Source organism: Curtobacterium sp. Leaf154 (assembly GCF_001424595.1).
In the GTDB taxonomy this organism is placed as follows: domain Bacteria; phylum Actinomycetota; class Actinomycetes; order Actinomycetales; family Microbacteriaceae; genus Curtobacterium; species Curtobacterium poinsettiae.
The window spans coordinates 64777-82685 of record NZ_LMOS01000006.1 but is presented as its reverse complement, the minus strand read 5'-3'; the positions used below and the strand labels follow the sequence as shown (position 1 = coordinate 82685).

Sequence of the window (17909 nt, the reverse complement as noted above, 5' to 3'; positions counted from 1 at the left end):
ACGGCCCTCGCCGGTCAGGCGGTCAGGCGGCGAAGTCGCGGGGGAGCAGGGGGAGCCAGACGCGGAAGGTCGCGCCGCCGCCCTCGGTGTCGAAGACCTCGACCGAGCCGTGGTGCGCCGCGACGATCCCGGACACGATGGCGAGTCCGAGACCCGAGCCACCGGTGTCGCGTGCGCGCGAGGTGTCGGCACGCCAGAAGCGCTGGAAGATCTTCTCGCGCAGCTGCGGCGGGATGCCCTCACCGTGGTCGATCACGTCGAGGTGCGCCATGCCGCGCTCGTCGTCCACGCCGATGCCGATCTCGATCGGGTCGTCGTGCGCCGTGAACCGCATGGCGTTGCCCATCAGGTTCGTGACGATCTGGCGGATCTTGTTCTCCTCTGCCAGGACGATCGGCGGGCGCTTCGGCAGCACGACCGTGGGCAGCGGCGTGGTCTCGTCGGTCGGTGTGGCGCCGGCGTCGATGTTCATCGCGCGCGTGCGGCGGGCTCGGAGGCGCGCGATGGTCTGGCGCGAGAACGCGATCGGGCCCGTGGTGTTCGCCGAGGTCGGCGACACGGGCGGTGCCTCGCCGGTGTCCGGAGAGACGACGGACGACGGGGACGACGACGGACGGACGGCCTGCGGCACGCTCTCGCCGGTCAGGGAGTCCTCGACGAGGACCTGGATCTCGCGGTCGGGGTTGGAGGCCATGGTGTCGAGCGCCGAGTCGCGGGCGATGGCGACGAGGTCGACGGGGCCGAGCTCGAGCGGCTTGGACTCGTCGATGCGGGCGAGCTGCAGCAGGTCCTGCACGAGCAGGCCCATCCGCTGCGCTTCCTTCTCGATGCGCTCCATCGCCTGGGCGACGTCTTCTTCCTTGCGGAGGGCACCCATCCGGTACAGCTCGGCGTACCCGCGCAGGGACACCAGCGGGGTGCGGAGCTCGTGGGAGGCGTCCCCGACGAACCGGCGCATCTGGTCGATGGTGCGCTCACGGTCCTCGAACGCGGAGTCGATCCGCTCGAGCATCACGTTGAGGGAGCGGTTGAGCCGGCCGACCTCGGTGTTCGGGGTGTCGGCTTCGAGGCGCTGGTTGAAGTCACCGGCGGCGAACCGGGCCGCGGTGTCCTCGACGTCGCGCAGCGGGTCGAAGGTCGCGGTGACGAGCAGCCGGGTGAGCATGGCGCCGAGCAGGATGACCGAGGCGCCGAACCCGAGGAAGATCGCGGTGAACTTGCCGATCGTCTCGTCGGTGCCGGCACTGGAGACCGCAATGAGCACGTAGCCGGTCTCGGTGGTGCCGTCGGACTGGTTCTGCAGCGACGCCGGGATGATCTGGGCACGCCACTCGTGGTCGTGCTGGCTGTCGTAGAGCGAGATGCGCTGGTTCGACTGCGCGGCCTGCACCAGGGTGGCTTCGCGGACGTCGGGCCGACTCGACGCCTTCGTCTGGCAGATCCGGTCGCCGTCGGCGTCGTACGCGGCGACGTAGGCGCTCTGCGACACCACGACGGACAGCTTGCAGTACTGCTCGCCGTCACTGATGTTCTGGCCCTCGAGCTGCTCGGTGGTCTGCTTGACCGTGTTGTCGAGCTGCTGCATGAGGTAGGTGGACAGCACCGTCATCGTGCCGAGTCCGGCGACGAGCAGTCCGAGCGCGACGAGGAGCACCGTGATCCCGGTGATCTTGGTGCGCAGGGAGATCCCGTCCCACCAGTGGTTCATTCGCGTGTGCATGCTGCCTCAACGATAGACAGCGGCCGCCCGGTGAAACCGGACGGCCGCCGTGAAGTCGAGCCCCGAGGGGCCTTGGCCCCTAGGAAGCCTTGGACGCCTTCAGCATGTAGCCGAAGCCGCGCTTGGTCTGGATGATCGGCTCGGCGGAGTACTGGTCGAGCTTGCGGCGCAGGTACGAGATGTAGCTCTCGACGATGCCCGCGTCGCCGTTGAAGTCGTACTCCCACACGTGGTCGAGGATCTGCGCCTTCGACAGCACGCGGTTCGGGTTGAGCATGAGGTAGCGGAGCAGCTTGAACTCGGTGGGGGAGAGCTCGATCTGCGCGTCACCGATCGTGACCTCGTGCGTGTCCTGGTCCATCGTGAGCTCACCGGCGCGGATGATCGCGTCTTCCTCGTCGTTCATGGTGCGACGGAGGATGGCCTTGATGCGGGCGACGATCTCGTCGAGCGAGAACGGCTTGGTGACGTAGTCGTCACCACCGACGGTGAGGCCGGTGATCTTGTCCTCGGTGTCGTCCTTCGCCGTCAGGAACAGGATCGGCGAGGTGTAGCCCGAGGAACGCAGGCGCTTGGTCACACCGAAGCCGTTCATGTCGGGCAGCATCACGTCGAGGATGATGAGGTCCGGCTCTTCTTCCAGCACGGCGGAGATCGCCTGTGCGCCGTTGCCCACCGCACGCACGGCGAAGCCGGCGAAGCGCAACGAGGTCGTCAGGAGGTCGCGGATGTTCGGCTCGTCGTCGACGATCAGGATCTTGGGGCCATCGCTCATGGTCTTATCTTCTGACTGTTCCCTCGGGGTTTCCTGAGAGCGCTTCGTACGTCAGCCCACGGGCGTCTGGACCTGGTCGGCGTCGAGGATCGTGTAGGAGTACCCCTGCTCCGCCAGGAACCGCTGCCGGTTCTGCGCGAAGTCCTGGTCGACGGTGTCCCGGGCCACGAGCGTGTAGAACGAGGCGGGCAGGCCGTCCTTGTTCGGTCGGAGGAGTCGGCCGAGCCGCTGCGCCTCTTCCTGCCGGGACCCGAACGAGCCGGACACCTGGATCGCGACGGTCGCGTCGGGCAGGTCGATCGAGAAGTTCGCGACCTTGGACACGACGAGCACATCGACCTCGCCGGACCGGAACGCGTCGTACAGCCGCTCCCGTTCGTCGACCGGGGTCGCTCCGGTGATCTCCGCCGCGTCGAGCGACGCGGCCAGTTCGTCGAGCTGGTCGATGTACTGCCCGATCACCAGGATCTGCTCACCGCGGTGCTTCTCGATGAGTTCCCGCACCACCGGGGTCTTCGCCGGCGACGTCGCGGCGAGCCGGTAGCGCTCGTCGTCGCTCGACGCCGCGTACTCCAGGCGGTCCTGGTGCGGCAGGTCGATGCGGACCTCGTAGCAGGAGGCCGGCGAGATGTAGCCCTGCGCCTCGATCTCCTTCCACGGGGCGTCGTAGCGCTTCGGCCCGATGAGCGAGAAGACGTCGCCCTCGCGGCCGTCCTCGCGCACGAGCGTGGCGGTGAGGCCGAGGCGTCGGCGGGCCTGCAGGTCGGCGGTCAGCTTGAACACCGGAGCGGGGAGCAGGTGCACTTCGTCGTAGACGATGAGGCCCCAGTCGAGGGCATCGAGGAGCGACAGGTGCGTGTACTCGCCCTTCCGACGGGCGGTGAGGATCTGGTACGTCGCGATCGTGACCGGCCGGATCTCCTTGACGCTGCCCGAGTACTCGCCGATGTCCTCCGGCGTCAGGGTCGTGCGCTTCAGGAGCTCGGTGCGCCACTGCCGCGCCGAGACGGTGTTGGTGACCAGGATGAGCGTCGTCGCCTTGACGGTCGCCATCGCACCGGCGCCGACGAGCGTCTTGCCCGCACCGCAGGGCAGCACGACGACGCCGGAGCCCTGGGCGAAGAACGTGTCGACCGCCTGCTCCTGGTACGGCCGCATGTGCCACTCGGCGGTGTCCAGGTCGATCGGGTGCGGCTGGCCCGGGGTGTAGCCCGCCAGGTCCTCGGCCGGCCAGCCGAGCTTCACGAGTTCCTGCTTGATCTGCCCACGCGCCCACGGCTGCAGTTCGACCTCGGTCGAGGACCGCATGTCACCGAGCAGCGGCTTGATCCGCTTCGACCGGATGACCTCGGCGAGCACCGACGGGTCCTCGGCGGTGAGCAGCAGGAGCGGCAGCCGCTCGAGTTCCTCGGCGGGGGAGTTCGCGATCACGGGCGCGTCGGGGCGTTCCTCGCGACGGATCACGAGTCGTCCGTAGCGCGAGACCGTGTCGCGGATGTCGACCGTGACGCTCTGCGGCACAGGGAACTTCGCGAAGCGTTCCAGGGTGTCGATCATCGCCTCGGCGTCGTGGCCCGCGGCGCGCGCGTTCCAGAGTCCGAGTCGGGTGATCCGGTAGGTGTGCACGTGCTCGGGAGCGCGTTCGAGCTCGGCGAAGGCCGCGAGCTCGTGGCGTGCGTCCTCGGCGTCGGGGTGCGCGACCTCGAGGAGCACGGTGCGGTCGCTCTGCACGATCAGCGGTCCGTTCATGACCTGCCAGCCTAGCCGTCAGCGCCTGCGTACTGGTGACCGCACGGCTCAGGCGTCGCTCTCGACCGACACGACGAGCGACAGCGGCAGCGTGCGCTCGACGTCGACGGCGGTGTCCCGCCCGCGGACGCGTCCGGCGGCGACCGACGTCGGCACGATCGAGAACGGTCGGTCCGAGCCGTCCGGCATCCGGACGGTCACGCGGATCGGCGTGCGCCCGCGGACGGCCAGGTCGATCTGCCGGCCGAGCCACTCCTGCTCCGGCTCCGCGTCGCCGCGCCGGGTCGTCAGGCGGAGCCGTTCGACGAGTGCGTGCGCCGACTGCTCCGGCGAGCGTCCGGTGGGGCTGCGCCGGCCGGGAGGCCCGTGGTGCGCCTCGGGACGGGCTGCGGTCGTCAGGACGGCCGGGTAGCGCTGGTCCTCGAGCGCGTTGTGCACGACGTGCGGCGGGTAGCGCGTGGTCAGCGTCGTCAGGTCGGGCCGGTCCCAGGCGAGCTGCCGGAGTTCGGCGTCCACCCCGATCAGGTCGAGCTGGTCGGGGGTGCCTCGGACCTCGGTGCCGACACCGCCGGGTCCCCGGTCGACGACGATGCTGCCGTCGCGTCCGGCGACCTGGTCGATCAGGTAGGCCAGGGGCTGCGGGATGCCGGTGGCCGACAGTCGCCCGAGCAGCGCCAGCAGGTCGTCGCGGGAGTGCCCGGCCCGGAACGCCGTGCGCAGGGTGTCCTCGGAGATGCGGTACCGCGCCGCGAGCCCCGGTGCCTCGAGCACGGCGACCGTGCGCAGGGCGTCGTCGTCCACCGGTGCGAGGGGCCCCGGCGCGATGACGGTGAGGTCGTGCTGCAAGTAGACCCGTTCGACGGTGCCCGGCAGGTCGTCGGCGGCCTGCTCGGCGTCGCCGTCGAACAGCGCCCGGCCTGTGCTCGTGACGAGACCGTCGACGGCCAGGCCGAGCGACGCCGCGGTGCCGGCGACGTCGAGCAGCAGGGCGTCGAGCCAGCGGGATCCGGCCGGGTAGGCCCAGCGTCCGAGCGGTACGAGGTCGCGCAGGTCGCCGTCGGCCAGCGCGAGCACTTCGTGCACGGCCGGCGGGAGGGTGTCCGACCATGCGGCCACCAGCGACACCCAGCGCTCCGGCCAGCTGGCGAGCAACCAGGCGTGCCCGGCGTCGGTGACGATCCACCGTCCGGTGTCGGGGTCGGCGAACCCGATGCCGTCGAGCAGCGCCAGGCGACCGGCGACGAGTTCGGCGTCGGTGCCGATGCGCTCCGCGAGGGTCCGGGCGAGCGGCATGCCGATCCCGCCCTTGACGAGTTCGCGGACCGCGCCGGCGTCGACCGCCCGCAGTAGCTCCGCGAGCACGGTCATCGTCGCGAACGCCTGTTCCGCGCCCGTGGTGCGCGCACGCTCGAGCGCCGCGGCGTCGAGGACGGGAGCAGCGGGGCGGACCTGCTGCGGGCCTCCAGGCTGTTCGTCGAGTGAGGTGAGGTCGGGGTGGGCGGCCACGCGTGCGGCGACCGCGTCGTCGACGGCGCCGTCCTGGTCGGCCAGGCCGAGCTCGACCGCGGGGCCGAGCGCGTCGACGGCACCGCCGTCGCGGAGCGCCAGGATCGTGGCGCGCGGCAGGTGCTCGACGGCGGCGTCCACCGCGTCGTCGCCGCGGAGCGCCTCGGCGAGGTCGAAGAAGTCGGTGATGCGCTGCGGGCCGGTCTCGGCGAGTGCAGCGGTGGGGAGTCGCCTCGCCGCGACGAGGCGCTGGAGCGCGTCGTCCGGCATCGCCCGGAGTCGGGCGGCGAGGTCGGCGGTGGTCGTCATCGTCCGGTGCCAGCGTCCGGGGCGGACGTCAGCGAGCCGTCCGGTTCGCTCGTGCGCGACGTGTCCAGGTGATGGCGAGGAGCGTGAAGACCAGCACCATGCCGATCGGGAAGCCGATGAGCGGGATCGCCATGATCACCGGCCACGGCATCGACGCCTGCGCACTCGAGGCCGTCAGCCACATGACGATGATGGCCGCCATGCAGAGGAAGGCAGCGATGAAGATGCCACCGATCATGAACGCCAGAGCGCGTTCGGTACGATTGAACGTCAGCGGGGGTTCTGCGGAATCCTGCGGGTTCCCGGTTGATCGGGTCGGATTGGCCATCGACCCAGGATATCCGACGCACCACGGCCGTACCACGACCTCGAGGAGTCCACGCATGCCCACCGGCAAGGTCAAGTTCTACGACGACGACAAGGGCTTCGGCTTCATCACCGGAGACGACGGCGACCAGGTGTTCCTGCACGCGTCCTCGCTGCCCGACGGCGTCGTGACCGTCAAGGCCGGCACGCGGCTCGAGTACGGCGTCGTCCAGGGCAAGAAGGGGTCGCAGGCGTTGTCCGTGCGGCTGCTCGAACCCCAGCCGTCGCTGTCGCGGATGACCCGTCGCTCCGCGGACGACATGGCCGTGATCGTCGAGGACCTGGTGAAGGAACTCGACCGGATCAGCGGAGACCTCCGCCACGGCCGCTACCCGAAGAACGGCGATCGCATCGCCGCCATCCTGCGGCACGTCGCAGACCAGTTGGAGGCGTGACCCCATGACCGAGTCCGAGACAGCAGGGGCCGAGACGGCTCCCGACGCAGCGTCGACTGACGCCGTGTCCATCGACGCAGCGTCCATCGACGCAGCGTCCATCAACTACACCGACCTGGCGCGCGAGGCGTTGCTCGAGGTCACCCCCGAGTCGACCGTCGGCGCACCCGTCGGCACCGTTGACGAAGGGGACGGCGTCGTGTCCGTCCTGTTCGCCAACCGCCTGCCCGGGTACCCCGGGTGGCGCTGGACCGTCAGTGTCGCGAAGATCGGCGACGACGAACCCACCGTGCTCGAGGTCGAGCTGATGCCCGGGGACGGCGCGCTCGTCGCACCCGAGTGGGTTCCGTGGTCCGAGCGGCTGGCCGAGTATCGGGCCGCGCAGGAGCACGAGGCAGAGGACGGCGAGTCGGACGAGGACGACGAGTCGGACGATGACGATGACGACGACGAGTTCGACGACGACGAAGACGAGTCGGACGACGACGAAGACGAGTCGGATGACGACGAAGACGACGACGACTACGACGACTCGGACGACGAGGACGACGACGACGAGTCGGATGACGACGACGATGACGAGTTCGATGCCGACGAGGACGACCTCGACGAGTCGGACGACGACGACATCGAGGGCGTGGACGTCGATGCGCTCGCCGATGTGAGTGACACCGACGCCTCCGACGGCGCCGACGGCGCCGACGGTGCCGACGAGGATGAGGCTCCGCAGTCGCCGCGCCGCCGCCGTGCCCGCCGCGTGCAGCCGGTCGAGCCCGACGCCGACCTCGAGGTGGACCAGCTCGACGCGGGCGAGGCCGACCCGGACTTCCACCGCGCCTGACGCACCCGCACCGACGAACGAACGGGCCCGGCACCACCGATCTGGTGGTGCCGGGCCCGTTCGGCGTTCCGGCGGGTGTCCCCGGCGTCAGCGCAGGGCGTCGACCGTGAAGTCGATCGCACGCACGAGCTTCGCGACGTCGTCCGGGTCGATCGCGGTGAACGTCGCGACGCGCAGCTGGTTGCGGCCGAGCTTCCGGTACGGCTCGGTGTCGACGATGCCGTTGGCGCGCAGGGTCGCAGCCACGGCCTTGGCGTCGATCGAGTCGTCGAGGTCGATCGTGGCGACGACCTGCGACCGAGCAGCGGCGTCGGTGACGAACGGGGTGGCGTACTCGCTCGCCTCGGCCCAGTCGTAGATCGTCGACGACGAGGTCTTCGTGCGGAGGTCCGCCCACGCCAGACCGCCGGACTCGTTCATCCACCGGACCTGCTCGTCGAGGAGCAGCAGCGTGGAGATCGCCGGGGTGTTCAGGGTCTGGTTCAGGCGCGAGTTGTCGACCGCGTTCTTCAGCGACAGGAACTCGGGGATGTACCGGTCCGATGCGGCGATGCGCTCGATCCGCTCGATCGCCGCGGGGGAGAGCAGTGCGAGCCAGAGCCCGCCGTCAGAGGCGAAGTTCTTCTGCGGCGCGAAGTAGTAGACGTCGGTGGCGCTGACGTCGAACAGGGCACCACCTGCGGCGCTGGTCGCGTCCACGACGGTCAGGGCGCCGGCGTCACCGGTCGCTCGGACGACCGGGGCCATGACGCCCGTCGAGGTCTCGTTGTGCGGGTAGGCGTAGACGTCGACGCCGTCCACCGGCTCGAGTGCGGCGAGGGAGCCGCCCGGCGCTTCGACGACGTGCGGAGCCTGGAGCCACGGGGCTGCGGCGGCCTTGGCGAACTTCGACCCGAACTCGCCGAAGGACAGGTTCTCGGCCCGACGCTCGATGAGGCCGAAGGCGGCGGCGTCCCAGAACGCTGTCGAGCCGCCGTTGCCGAGGACGACCTCGTAGCCCTCGGGGATCTGGAACAGGTCGGCGAGGCCGGAGCGGACGCTGCCGACCAGGTCCTTCACGGGCTTCTGGCGGTGCGAGGTGCCGAGGACCGTGGCGCCGCGCGTCACGAGTGCCTCGAGCTGTGCACCGCGGATCTTCGACGGACCGCAGCCGAAGCGACCGTCGGTGGGGAGGAGTTCGGCCGGGATGACGATGTCTGCCATGCACCGATCCTACCGACGCCGATCCGCATGCCCCCGCCCGTGTACCGGCCGGACGGGGTGGGTCCGGCGCACCCGCTCACCGCGTCCGATGACCCTTTCTCACGTGTGCCCGGGCGCCGGTCGGTGTTCGTCGGTGCGAACAAGTAGTGTGGTCGGCGCTGGGCCCAGACATGAGAGGCGGACCGTGACCGATCTCGTCGACACCACGGAGATGTACCTTCGCACCATCCTCGACTTGGAGGAAGAGGCGATCGTGCCGCTGCGCGCGCGCATCTCCGAGCGCCTCGGCCACTCGGGTCCGACCGTCTCCCAGACCATCGCCCGCATGGAGCGCGACGGCCTGGTCGTCGTCTCCGGTGACCGGCACCTGGAGCTCACCGACGAAGGCCGTTCCCGCGCCACCCACGTGATGCGCAAGCACCGTCTCGCCGAGCGCCTGCTGGCTGACGTCATCGGACTCGACTGGGCCTTCGTGCACGACGAGGCATGCCGGTGGGAACACGTCATGAGCGAGCAGGTCGAGGTCCGTCTGCTCGAGATGCTCGGCAACCCGACCGAGTCGCCGTACGGCAACCCGATCCCCGGGCTGGCCGAGATCGGTGGCCCCGCGGCCGCCGGGTTCCTCGACGGCGTCCAGAACATCGTCGCCGCGACCGAGGGCACCGACGCCGTCGCGACCGGCGTCATCCGACGACTGGGCGAGCCCGTGCAGTTCGAGCCGGAACTCCTGCACCAGCTCCGGACGGCCGGTGTCATGCCCGGCCGGGTCGGCAGTGTGCAGCGTGCGGGGGCCTACGTGGCGGTCCGTGTCGAGGGCGAAGACTCGGGCATCGAGCTCCCCATCGAGGTTGCCCAGCACGTCTACATCGAGCGCGACTGACCCCTCCGGGGTCGTCCCTGAGAGTCTTTACCGATTCGTTACCTCGTGGCGTTTTGTCTCGACACGGTAACGACGCCTCCGTACACTCGTCCGAGTCGCCGTGCTGCCCCTGAGCCGGAGACCCGTGGCAGGACGTCTCGAACCCGTCTCCTGCCTCGATCGGAAACGATGACGAACGGATGGGGTTGCACACCGCCGGACACCCACGGCGGCGTGATGACGAGACGTTGGAGACACACCTCTTGACGCAGACCGGTACCGCCGCGGACGACCAGACGCCCGCGAACCCGACGAACACCGAGAACGCCACCACCGCCCCGCTCACCCGGCGGGCCGTGCGCGAGACCGAGGGCCGAGCCGTCCGCAAGGTCGTGCCGGTGCGCTCCGCTCCGCTGCCCGGCGGTCGTCGTGCCGCGCAGGCCGCCGCCGCCGCGAGCACCGCGAAGGCCAGCTCGGTGTCGCGGAAGCGCAAGTTCCTCGCGCCCGTCGTCCTCACCGTCGCCGCCGGCATGTTCGGGACGGTCGCGGTCGCTCCGGCCTTCGCCGCGACGTCCGCCAGCAACTCGACCGTCGCCGCGGACGCCCAGCGTCAGGTCCGCGCCACGCAGAGCCAGGAGCTGTCGGTGTCCGACGCCGTGGCGCTGGCGGACACGAGCCGTGACGGCTACGGCGCCACCTCCACCGCGACGCTCAACGCCGAGAAGGCGGCCGCGCAGGCAGCCGCCGACCAGGCTGCTGCAGCGAAGCAGGCCGCAGCTCAGGCGAAGGAGACGCAGGCCGCCCGCGCCGCGACCGCGAAGCAGTACGCCTCGTACACCGGGCCGTCCGCGGCGGAGTACGCAGCCAGCTCGTCGGCGGCGAACACCCCGTTATCGCTGCCGGCCGTGGTCAACACCGCCAAGCAGTACATCGGCACCCCGTACGTCGTCGGCGGCGCTGACCCCTCGGGCTTCGACTGCTCCGGCTTCATCATGTTCGTCTACGCCCAGTACGGCATCAACCTGGCGCACTCGGTGCCGCTGCAGGACCAGGCCGGCACCACGATCCCCGAGTCCGAGGCGCAGCCCGGCGACGTCGTCATCTTCAACAACGAGGCGCACGACGGCTTCTACATGGGCAACGGCATGATCATGGACGCCCCGAAGCCCGGTGGCGCGGTGTCCATCCGCCCGATCTGGACGAGCGACTACCACATCGTCCGCTTCGGCATCTAGCGAACACTGCCCCCGGGGGAGTGTGAACTTCTCCAGAACCGGCCCGCACACCCTCGTGCCGGGCCGGTTTCTGGGTTAACCTGACGCTGCACCGGTCCGCACCGGCGCGAACAGGAGACCCTCATGTCGACGTTCCGCACGACCCGCACCATGGGTCGGCGCGCGCGTGTCGACATATGGTCGAGCACAGCCTGCGTGCACGAGCACGCCCCTGCATGACGAGAGCACTGCCCATCCGGGTGGTGCTCTTCGTGGTTCCAGGGGTGTGAACAGGCCGTGTTCACCCGTTCCGCGTCGTCGGTCCGACGCACCCGCAGCGCCTGGAAGCCGTCCAGGCACGTCGGAAGGGAACCCATGCGCACTCTCGTCCTCAACGCCGGTTACGAGCCCCTCGCGGTGATCTCGTTCCGACGAGCCCTCGTGCTGGTCATGAACCAGAAGGCCGCCGTCGTCGCGGCCGACGTCGAACACCCGGTCACCGGGTCGACGTCGAGCTACGAACGTCCGACGGTCATCATCCTCACCCGCTACGTCCGCATCCCGCACTCCCGGCTCGTGCCCGTGTCCCGTCGCGGCGTCCTGCGTCGCGACGGCAACCACTGTGCCTACTGCGGCCGGCACGCCACCACCATCGACCACGTGCACCCGCGGTCGCGCGGTGGGCAGGATTCGTGGGAGAACCTGGTCGCCTGCTGCCTGACCTGCAACAACACCAAGGGCGACCGCACCCCGCAGGAGATGGGGTGGCGCCTCCGGTTCCCGCCGAAGGTGCCGCACGGGTCCTCGTGGGTCGTGCGTGGCATCGAGCGCCCGCAGGCGGAGTGGGACGAGTACCTCGTGGCCGCGTAGCGGCCGTCGGTAAGAGGCACCACGAGACGGACGGGAGGCCCGTGGCGACGCCGCCACGGGCCTCCCGTCCGGCCTGACGCGCGTGCAGGGCACGCGGCTCCGCAGTCGACGGGACCGCCGCGCCACGCCGGGCGGCACCGAGACCACCTGACCCGGCCGGGCTGTCCGGACAGGTGCCGATCGATTTCACCTGCCGTCCACGCCGTGTGCACCGGGACGGAACCCCGCCCCACCGGTTGCCTGCGACAGTTGCGACGTCCGCACCGGACCGGCGTTCCGCACTGCCCGAAAGGTCTCCATGCCCCGCTCCGCACGCACCGCACTCGACACCGAGACGGACCACCAGCCGCTGACCGAACGGTACGACGTCGTCGTGGTCGGCGCGGGCATCGTGGGACTCGGCATGGCGTACGAGGCACTCCGGCAGGGCGCCCGGGTCGCGGTGGTCGACCGTGCGGGCGCGGTCGTCGGGGCGAGCGTCCGGAACTTCGGCCACGCCTGCGTCACCCCGCAGAGCGGCGAGGCAGCCGGGTACGCCCAGGAGGCACGCCGCCGCTGGCTCACACTCGCGCAGCTCGCCGGCTTCACGGCTCGGGAACTCGGTGCCCACGTCGTCGCCCGTCGCCCCGAGGAGATGGCGGTGCTCGAGGAGTACCGCGACTCGGGCGCGGAGGTGCGGCTGGCCGACGCGGCCGAGATCGCCGCGGCCGTGCCGGTCGACCCGGACACCGCCCTGGGCGGCGCGCACCTGGCGCACGACCTGCAGGTCGACCCCCGGGAGGCAGCACCCGCGATCGCGCGCTGGCTCGCCGAGCAGGGGGTCACCTTCCTCTGGCGCACCCCCGTGCTCGAGGTCGCCGCCGGCGCCGTCCGCACCGGTCGCGGCGTCGTCGAGGGGACCAGGGTCGTCGTCTGCACCAACCACGACCTCGACCAGCTCTTCCCGGAGCTCGCCGAGTCGATCGGCCTGGTCCGCTGCCGGCTCCACATGCTGCGTGCGACGATCCCCCTCGCCTTCCCGCTCGCCACACCGCTGCTGACCGGGTGGTCGCTACTGCGCTACTCGGGGTTCGCCGCGATGCCCGGAGCGGGAGCCCTGCGGGACCGGCTCGCCGCCGACCTGCCCGAGGGGATCCGCTGGGACCTCAACCAGATGTACACGTCGCCGCCGGACGGCAGCATCATCGTCGGGGACACCCACGAGCGCGGGGTCGACGCACCGCCGTTCCAGGACGAGGACGGCTTCCGGCTGCTCGTCACCGAGACCGAGCGCCTGTTCGGTGCGCCGGTCTCCGTGGTCGACCGGTGGCAGGGCGTCTACGCCTCGGCGCCGGGGCGGGAGTTCCTCATCGACCAGCCGCTGCCCGGCGTCGACGTCGTGACGGTCACAACGGGCATCGGCATGACGACCGGCCTCGGCATCGCCCCGGCGGTCCTCGGCTGAGGGGGACCGTCAGTCGCGGAGCCGCCGACCAGGCCGGCCAACGCTGCGACCCCGGCGGCCTCTGGCACCGGCGAGGTCGTCACGCGGTCGTCACACCGCGGCCACGGCCTCGTCGACCTCGGCGAGCACCGACGGCAGCTCGGCGACCGAGTCGAGGACGTGGGTGTGCTCGACCGTCGCGAAGTCCGCGTCCTGGTGCGTCCCGGTCCGCACGCCCGCCACGACGGAGGCGCCGGCGCGGTGCCCGGTGAGCAGGTCGGCGACGGTGTCACCGACGACCGCCACGGCACGGACGTCGTCGGTGCCGGTCCGGAGCACGGCGGTGAGCACAATGTCCGGGTACGGGCGCCCGCGCCCGGCGTCGGCGGGGGAGAGCGCGAGGTCGACCAGCGGCCGCCAGCCGAGCAGGTCGAGTACCGCGTCACGCGTCGCGGGCGAGAACCCGGTGGTCAGCGCGATCTGCCGACCCGCGGCGCGGAGTGCGACGAGCGTCTCGACGGCACCGTCCACCGGCCGCACGCCCCGGTCGAGGGTGCGTGCGTAGGCGCGTTCGAACGCGGTGTTCGCCGCTGCGGCGCGGACGCCGTCCCCGTCGAAGAGCGCCGTGAAGACGGCGATCTTCGACTGGCCCATGGTGTCGACGGCGTACTGCACGGCATGGTCGTGCTCGGCGCTCCCACGCTCGAGGCCGACGTCGGTGAGCGCGGTGCGGAAGGCGTCGAGCACGACGCCACCGTCGTCGACGGTGGTTCCTGCCATGTCGAGGCAGACGAGCGAGATCATGGGACTCCTGGGTACGTGCCGCCACGCCGGGACCGGCGCGGTCCGACCAGCGTCGACGCACCCCATGGCGGGCAGACGATGCGCGGGTGTCCGCCAGGTGAACGCCGCCGGGAGGCTCGTCACGGCCTGTGCGGACATGCAGCCGGTCCGCCAGGGGGAGCGGCTCCGGTCCCCGTTCGCCGATCTGCGTCGGTGGCGCCGCGTAGCGTCGGCCGCATGGGCGAGACACCGCACATCGACGGCGCGACCATCGACGACCTGCGCGCGCGGCTGCGTGCCACACGCTGGCCGGACGCACCCGCCGGGGTCGGCTGGTCGCTCGGTGCCGACTACGACGTCCTGCGGCCACTCGTCGAGTACTGGGCCGACGGCTTCGACTTCGACGCGCACCGTGCCGCGCTCGCCGCGCTGCCCTCGCGTCGTGCCGTCGTGGACGGCATCGGCATCCACCTGCTGCACGCCCGGGCCGCACAGCCGGACGCGCTGCCGGTCCTGCTCGCGCACGGCTGGCCGGACTCCGGCTGGCGGTACCGGAAGGTGCTGCCGATGCTCGTCGACGCCGGGTACGACGTCGTCGTGCCGGACATGCCCGGGTACGGCTTCTCGGATGCGCCGCCGCAGGTGCTCGACGCCCGGCAGGTGGCCGGCATGTGGGCGACACTGATGACGGATCTCGGGTACGAGCGGTTCGCGGTCTCCGGTGGCGACATCGGCACACACGTCGCCCGGTACCTGGCACTCGACCACCCCGACCGGGTCGTCGCCGTGCACCGCATCGACGGCGGGCTCGCCTGGCCGGGGCTCGACCCGTCGACGCTGTCCGCCGCCGAACGGGAGTTCGTCGCTGCGACCGACCGCTGGCGCACCGCCGAGGGCGCCTACGCGATGCTGCACCGGACGAAGCCGCAGACCGCAGCGGTCGGGCTGAACGACTCACCCGCTGGGCTGGCCGCCTGGATCGTCGAGAAGCTCCGGGCGTGGAGCGACTGCGACGGCGACCTGTGGTCGGTCTACACGCGCGACGAGGTCCTGGCGCTGCTCACCGAGTACTGGGCCACCGCCACGATCGGCTCGGCGATGCGGATGTACCACGCGAACGCCGCGATCCCTGCGGAGCAGCTGGAGCGACGGGTCGAGGTGCCGTCCGGGTTCTCGATCTTCCCCGGCGACCTGGTGCGGGCGCCGCGCGAGTGGCTCGAGCGGACCACGAACCTCGTGTTCCACCACGAACTCGACCGCGGCGGGCACTTCGCGCCGTTCGAGCAGCCCGACCTGTTCGTCGACGAACTGCACGCGTTCCTGGGGCCCTTCCGCCGCTAGAGTGGACGCGCCAGCCTCTGTAGCTCAATGGAAGAGCAGTTCCGTCCTAAGGAAACGGTTGGGGGTTCGAGTCCCTCCAGGGGCACCAGATCGAAGCGGTTCGAGTTCCTGCCGCGCGTCGGTGTCGCTCAGCGTCTCGACGTCGCGAGGTTGACGGCGTTCACGAGGTACGAGGTCCGGGTCGCGATCGCGTACTTCACGGCGTCGCTCACCCCGGTCGGGTCCTCCGAGGACGCATCGAGGTCGGACTCCGCGATCCCGGTGAGCCACGCGATGTTCGCCACCGTCAGCCCGGAGACCTGCGTGAGACCCTCCAGCATGCCCCGGACGCGGTCATCGTCGGGCACGCTCCCAGCCGCGGCCAGCATGGCTGCGAAGACGGCGAGCCGCTGCGATTCGTCGGGAGTCAGCCCGGTCCCGAGGGCGGTCAGACCCTGGTGCTCGGTCCCTGGCCCGGCCAGGTACGCGGAGAGCGTGGACTCCGAGATCCCGGTCATCTGCGCGATCGCCTCGAGCGCGACGGAACGGTGCTCGATCAGCGCGCGGAGTTCCGCCCGGACGTCGAGGGCCTCGGCAGTCATCTCGTTCCCTTCCTGGTGTGACGGCGGGTCAGGTGGCAGGTCAGTTCTCCACAACCGTCGCCCCGGACGGTAGTCGACCCCGCTGGCCCCGTACGATTGACCCCGTGTCCAAGGTCCTGAGCAGTCTCCCCGTCGGCGAACGAGTCGGCATCGCGTTCTCAGGGGGTCTCGACACCTCCTGCGCCGTTGCCTGGATGCGCGAGAAGGGAGCGATCCCCTGCACGTACACGGCCGACATCGGCCAGTACGACGAGCCGGACATCGACGCCGTCCCGAGCCGCGCCCACGAGTACGGCGCCGAGATCGCCCGACTGGTCGACGCGAAGAGCGCCCTGGTCGAAGAAGGCCTGGTCGCACTGCAGACCGGTGCGTTCCACATCCGCTCCGGCGGCAAGACGTACTTCAACACGACGCCGCTCGGTCGCGCGGTGACGGGCACGATGCTCGTCCGCGCCATGAAGGAAGACGGCGTCGACATCTGGGGCGACGGCTCCACCTACAAGGGCAACGACATCGAGCGGTTCTACCGCTACGGCCTGATGGCCAACCCGCGCCTGCGCGTCTACAAGCCGTGGCTCGACTCCGAGTTCGTCGAGGAGCTCGGCGGCCGCAAGGAGATGAGCGAGTGGCTCGTCGCCCGTGGGTTCCCGTACCGCGACTCCACCGAGAAGGCGTACTCGACCGACGCGAACATCTGGGGCGCGACGCACGAGGCGAAGAGCCTCGAAGAGCTGTCCAGCGGCCTGGACATCGTCGAGCCGATCATGGGTGTCGCCGCCTGGCGTGACGACGTCGAGGTCGCGACCGAGATCGTCAGCGTCCGGTTCGAGGCCGGTCGCCCCGTCGCGATCAACGGCGTCGAGTACACCGACGCGGTCGCCCTGGTCTACGAGGCGAACGCCATCGGTGGCCGCCACGGCCTGGGTGCGTCCGACCAGATCGAGAACCGCATCATCGAGGCGAAGAGCCGCGGCATCTACGAGGCGCCGGGCATGGCGCTGCTGCACATCGCCTACGAGCGCCTGCTCAACGCGATCCACAACGAGGACACGGTCGCCTCGTACCACAACGAGGGTCGCCGTCTCGGTCGCCTGATGTACGAAGGCCGCTGGCTCGACCCGCAGTCCCTGATGCTCCGCGAGTCGCTGCAGCGCTGGGTCGCCTCCGCCGTCACCGGCGAGGTCACGCTGCGTCTGCGTCGCGGCGACGACTACACGATCCTCGACACCACGGGCCCGGCGCTGTCGTACCACCCGGACAAGCTGTCGATGGAGCGCGTCGGCGACGCCGCGTTCGGGCCGGACGACCGCATCGGCCAGCTCACGATGCGCAACCTCGACATCGCGGACTCCCGTTCGCGACTCGAGCAGTACGCCGCCGCCGGCCTCATCGGTGGCGCGACGGCCGAGCTCGTCGGCGAGCTCGAGGCGGGCGAGGCCGAGGAGATCCTCGGTGGCGCGATCGTCGCCTCCGACGCCGAGGACGCGATGGGCCGTCGCACCGACCTGGCCTCCGAAGGCGCCGCCTTCGACTCCGGCACCGACTGATCGAGCGGACCCGCGCCCTGGGCGCGACCCCCTGACGACGGGAGGCCCGGTGCCGGCTGGCACCGGGCCTCCCGTCGGTCGTCAGCCGCGAAGCGCATCCGCCTCGACGGCGGTGGGACGCGACCGTATCGTTGCGGTACCGGGTCAGTCATCAGGGACTCGTCGTCACGATGCTCCTCACGATCTGTGGGGTCTGGCACAGCGGGTCGACCCGGACGGATCCGAGATGCGCATCATCTCGACGAAGGGCTGGTCATCATGGCCGCCAACTTGCAGAACATCTGGCACCGCCACGGGCTCCGGTCCCCGGAAGAACTCGCCGCCCTCGTTGCCGAGCGCCTCGAAGGAACCGGCCACCAGCTCGTCGGCGCCGGCGACGCGCGCTACGAGCCGACGTACGCAGACTTCCTCGGCGAGCAGCTCTGAC

17 protein-coding genes and 1 tRNA gene are annotated in these 17909 nt (G+C 70.7%); 10 read left to right on the top strand and 8 right to left on the bottom strand.

The features are described from left to right. Positions 1–22 precede the first annotated feature (22 nt). From ASF75_RS12185 to ASF75_RS12165, 5 genes are all read right to left on the bottom strand, one after another. On the bottom strand, positions 23–1720 hold the full coding sequence (locus tag ASF75_RS12185; protein ID WP_031260211.1) for a sensor histidine kinase: 1698 nt from the start codon (positions 1718–1720) through the stop codon (positions 23–25). 79 nt (positions 1721–1799) lie between these two features. Then, entirely contained in the window at positions 1800–2495 is a 696-nt protein-coding gene (locus tag ASF75_RS12180) for a response regulator transcription factor (protein WP_017888045.1), read from the bottom strand. A 51-nt stretch (positions 2496–2546) separates the two neighbouring features. Further along, complete coding sequence (locus ASF75_RS12175) at positions 2547–4244, bottom strand: DNA repair helicase XPB (protein ID WP_017888044.1); 1698 nt, start codon at positions 4242–4244, stop codon at positions 2547–2549. 48 nt (positions 4245–4292) lie between these two features. Beyond that, positions 4293–6059: a helicase-associated domain-containing protein gene (locus ASF75_RS12170; protein WP_056071772.1), complete on the bottom strand. Its 1767-nt coding sequence runs from the start codon at positions 6057–6059 to the stop codon at positions 4293–4295. A 28-nt stretch (positions 6060–6087) separates the two neighbouring features. Beyond that, complete coding sequence (locus ASF75_RS12165) at positions 6088–6297, bottom strand: hypothetical protein (protein WP_042539297.1); 210 nt, start codon at positions 6295–6297, stop codon at positions 6088–6090. A 145-nt stretch (positions 6298–6442) separates the two neighbouring features. On the opposite strand from ASF75_RS12165, the gene ASF75_RS12160 reads away from it, so the two are divergent. Both ASF75_RS12160 and ASF75_RS12155 read left to right on the top strand, forming a co-directional pair. After that, the gene (locus ASF75_RS12160; protein WP_017888041.1) at positions 6443–6820 is read left to right on the top strand and encodes a cold-shock protein; all 378 of its coding nucleotides are present in this window, start codon (positions 6443–6445) and stop codon (positions 6818–6820) included. Between the two features lie 4 nt (positions 6821–6824). Beyond that, the gene (locus tag ASF75_RS12155) at positions 6825–7661 is read left to right on the top strand and encodes a DUF3027 domain-containing protein (RefSeq protein ID WP_082509725.1); all 837 of its coding nucleotides are present in this window, start codon (positions 6825–6827) and stop codon (positions 7659–7661) included. 87 nt (positions 7662–7748) lie between these two features. On the opposite strand, the gene serC is transcribed toward ASF75_RS12155, so the two are convergent. Continuing rightward, positions 7749–8864: a phosphoserine transaminase gene (gene serC, locus ASF75_RS12150; RefSeq protein WP_056071769.1), complete on the bottom strand. Its 1116-nt coding sequence runs from the start codon at positions 8862–8864 to the stop codon at positions 7749–7751. Between the two features lie 184 nt (positions 8865–9048). Between serC and ASF75_RS12145 the strand changes: the two genes are divergently transcribed. The 4 genes from ASF75_RS12145 (at position 9049) to ASF75_RS12130 (ending at position 13251) form a co-directional block, all read left to right on the top strand. Then, positions 9049–9744, top strand: coding sequence for a metal-dependent transcriptional regulator (locus ASF75_RS12145; protein ID WP_017888038.1), 696 nt, complete (start codon positions 9049–9051; stop codon positions 9742–9744). Positions 9745–9986: 242 nt separating this feature from the next. Beyond that, positions 9987–10958 carry a C40 family peptidase gene (locus ASF75_RS12140; protein ID WP_056071766.1) on the top strand — a complete coding sequence of 324 codons (972 nt, stop codon included), beginning with the start codon at positions 9987–9989 and terminating at the stop codon, positions 10956–10958. 354 nt (positions 10959–11312) lie between these two features. Then, positions 11313–11807: an HNH endonuclease gene (locus ASF75_RS12135; protein WP_017888036.1), complete on the top strand. Its 495-nt coding sequence runs from the start codon at positions 11313–11315 to the stop codon at positions 11805–11807. 298 nt (positions 11808–12105) lie between these two features. After that, positions 12106–13251, top strand: a complete 1146-nt coding sequence (locus ASF75_RS12130) for a TIGR03364 family FAD-dependent oxidoreductase (protein WP_082509723.1) — start codon at positions 12106–12108, stop codon at positions 13249–13251. Between the two features lie 90 nt (positions 13252–13341). Here ASF75_RS12130 and ASF75_RS12125 read toward each other — a convergent pair whose 3' ends face one another. Continuing rightward, the gene (locus tag ASF75_RS12125) at positions 13342–14034 is read right to left on the bottom strand and encodes an HAD family hydrolase (protein ID WP_056071763.1); all 693 of its coding nucleotides are present in this window, start codon (positions 14032–14034) and stop codon (positions 13342–13344) included. Positions 14035–14250: 216 nt separating this feature from the next. Between ASF75_RS12125 and ASF75_RS12120 the strand changes: the two genes are divergently transcribed. Beyond that, positions 14251–15354 carry an epoxide hydrolase family protein gene (locus ASF75_RS12120; protein WP_017888031.1) on the top strand — a complete coding sequence of 368 codons (1104 nt, stop codon included), beginning with the start codon at positions 14251–14253 and terminating at the stop codon, positions 15352–15354. Between the two features lie 13 nt (positions 15355–15367). Beyond that, positions 15368–15442 (top strand) — tRNA-Arg (locus ASF75_RS12115). A gap of 40 nt (positions 15443–15482) precedes the next feature. Here ASF75_RS12115 and ASF75_RS12110 read toward each other — a convergent pair. Then, the gene (locus ASF75_RS12110) at positions 15483–15935 is read right to left on the bottom strand and encodes an HTH domain-containing protein (protein ID WP_056071760.1); all 453 of its coding nucleotides are present in this window, start codon (positions 15933–15935) and stop codon (positions 15483–15485) included. 104 nt (positions 15936–16039) lie between these two features. Here ASF75_RS12110 and argG point away from each other — a divergent pair, with 104 nt between their 5' ends. Then, a complete protein-coding gene (argG, locus tag ASF75_RS12105) occupies positions 16040–17482 on the top strand; it encodes an argininosuccinate synthase (RefSeq protein ID WP_042540079.1) in 1443 nt (480 codons plus the stop codon). Between the two features lie 258 nt (positions 17483–17740). After that, positions 17741–17908, top strand: a complete 168-nt coding sequence (locus ASF75_RS17720; protein ID WP_017888026.1) for a hypothetical protein — start codon at positions 17741–17743, stop codon at positions 17906–17908. The last annotated feature ends 1 nt before the right edge of the window (position 17909 follow it).

Excerpts from the sequence above, each read along its gene's own strand:
- ASF75_RS12185 (WP_031260211.1), bottom strand. The coding sequence starts at position 1,720 with ATGCACACGCGAATGAACCACTGGTGGGACGGGATCTCCCTGCGCACC.
- ASF75_RS12180 (WP_017888045.1), bottom strand. The coding sequence starts at position 2,495 with ATGAGCGATGGCCCCAAGATCCTGATCGTCGACGACGAGCCGAACATC.
- ASF75_RS12175 (WP_017888044.1), bottom strand. The coding sequence starts at position 4,244 with ATGAACGGACCGCTGATCGTGCAGAGCGACCGCACCGTGCTCCTCGAG.
- ASF75_RS12170 (WP_056071772.1), bottom strand. The coding sequence starts at position 6,059 with ATGACGACCACCGCCGACCTCGCCGCCCGACTCCGGGCGATGCCGGAC.
- ASF75_RS12165 (WP_042539297.1), bottom strand. The coding sequence starts at position 6,297 with ATGATCGGTGGCATCTTCATCGCTGCCTTCCTCTGCATGGCGGCCATC.
- ASF75_RS12160 (WP_017888041.1), top strand. The coding sequence starts at position 6,443 with ATGCCCACCGGCAAGGTCAAGTTCTACGACGACGACAAGGGCTTCGGC.
- ASF75_RS12155 (WP_082509725.1), top strand. The coding sequence starts at position 6,825 with ATGACCGAGTCCGAGACAGCAGGGGCCGAGACGGCTCCCGACGCAGCG.
- serC (WP_056071769.1), bottom strand. The coding sequence starts at position 8,864 with ATGGCAGACATCGTCATCCCGGCCGAACTCCTCCCCACCGACGGTCGC.
- ASF75_RS12135 (WP_017888036.1), top strand. The coding sequence starts at position 11,313 with ATGCGCACTCTCGTCCTCAACGCCGGTTACGAGCCCCTCGCGGTGATC.
- ASF75_RS12130 (WP_082509723.1), top strand. The coding sequence starts at position 12,106 with ATGCCCCGCTCCGCACGCACCGCACTCGACACCGAGACGGACCACCAG.
- ASF75_RS12125 (WP_056071763.1), bottom strand. The coding sequence starts at position 14,034 with ATGATCTCGCTCGTCTGCCTCGACATGGCAGGAACCACCGTCGACGAC.
- ASF75_RS12120 (WP_017888031.1), top strand. The coding sequence starts at position 14,251 with ATGGGCGAGACACCGCACATCGACGGCGCGACCATCGACGACCTGCGC.
- ASF75_RS12110 (WP_056071760.1), bottom strand. The coding sequence starts at position 15,935 with ATGACTGCCGAGGCCCTCGACGTCCGGGCGGAACTCCGCGCGCTGATC.
- ASF75_RS17720 (WP_017888026.1), top strand. The coding sequence starts at position 17,741 with ATGGCCGCCAACTTGCAGAACATCTGGCACCGCCACGGGCTCCGGTCC.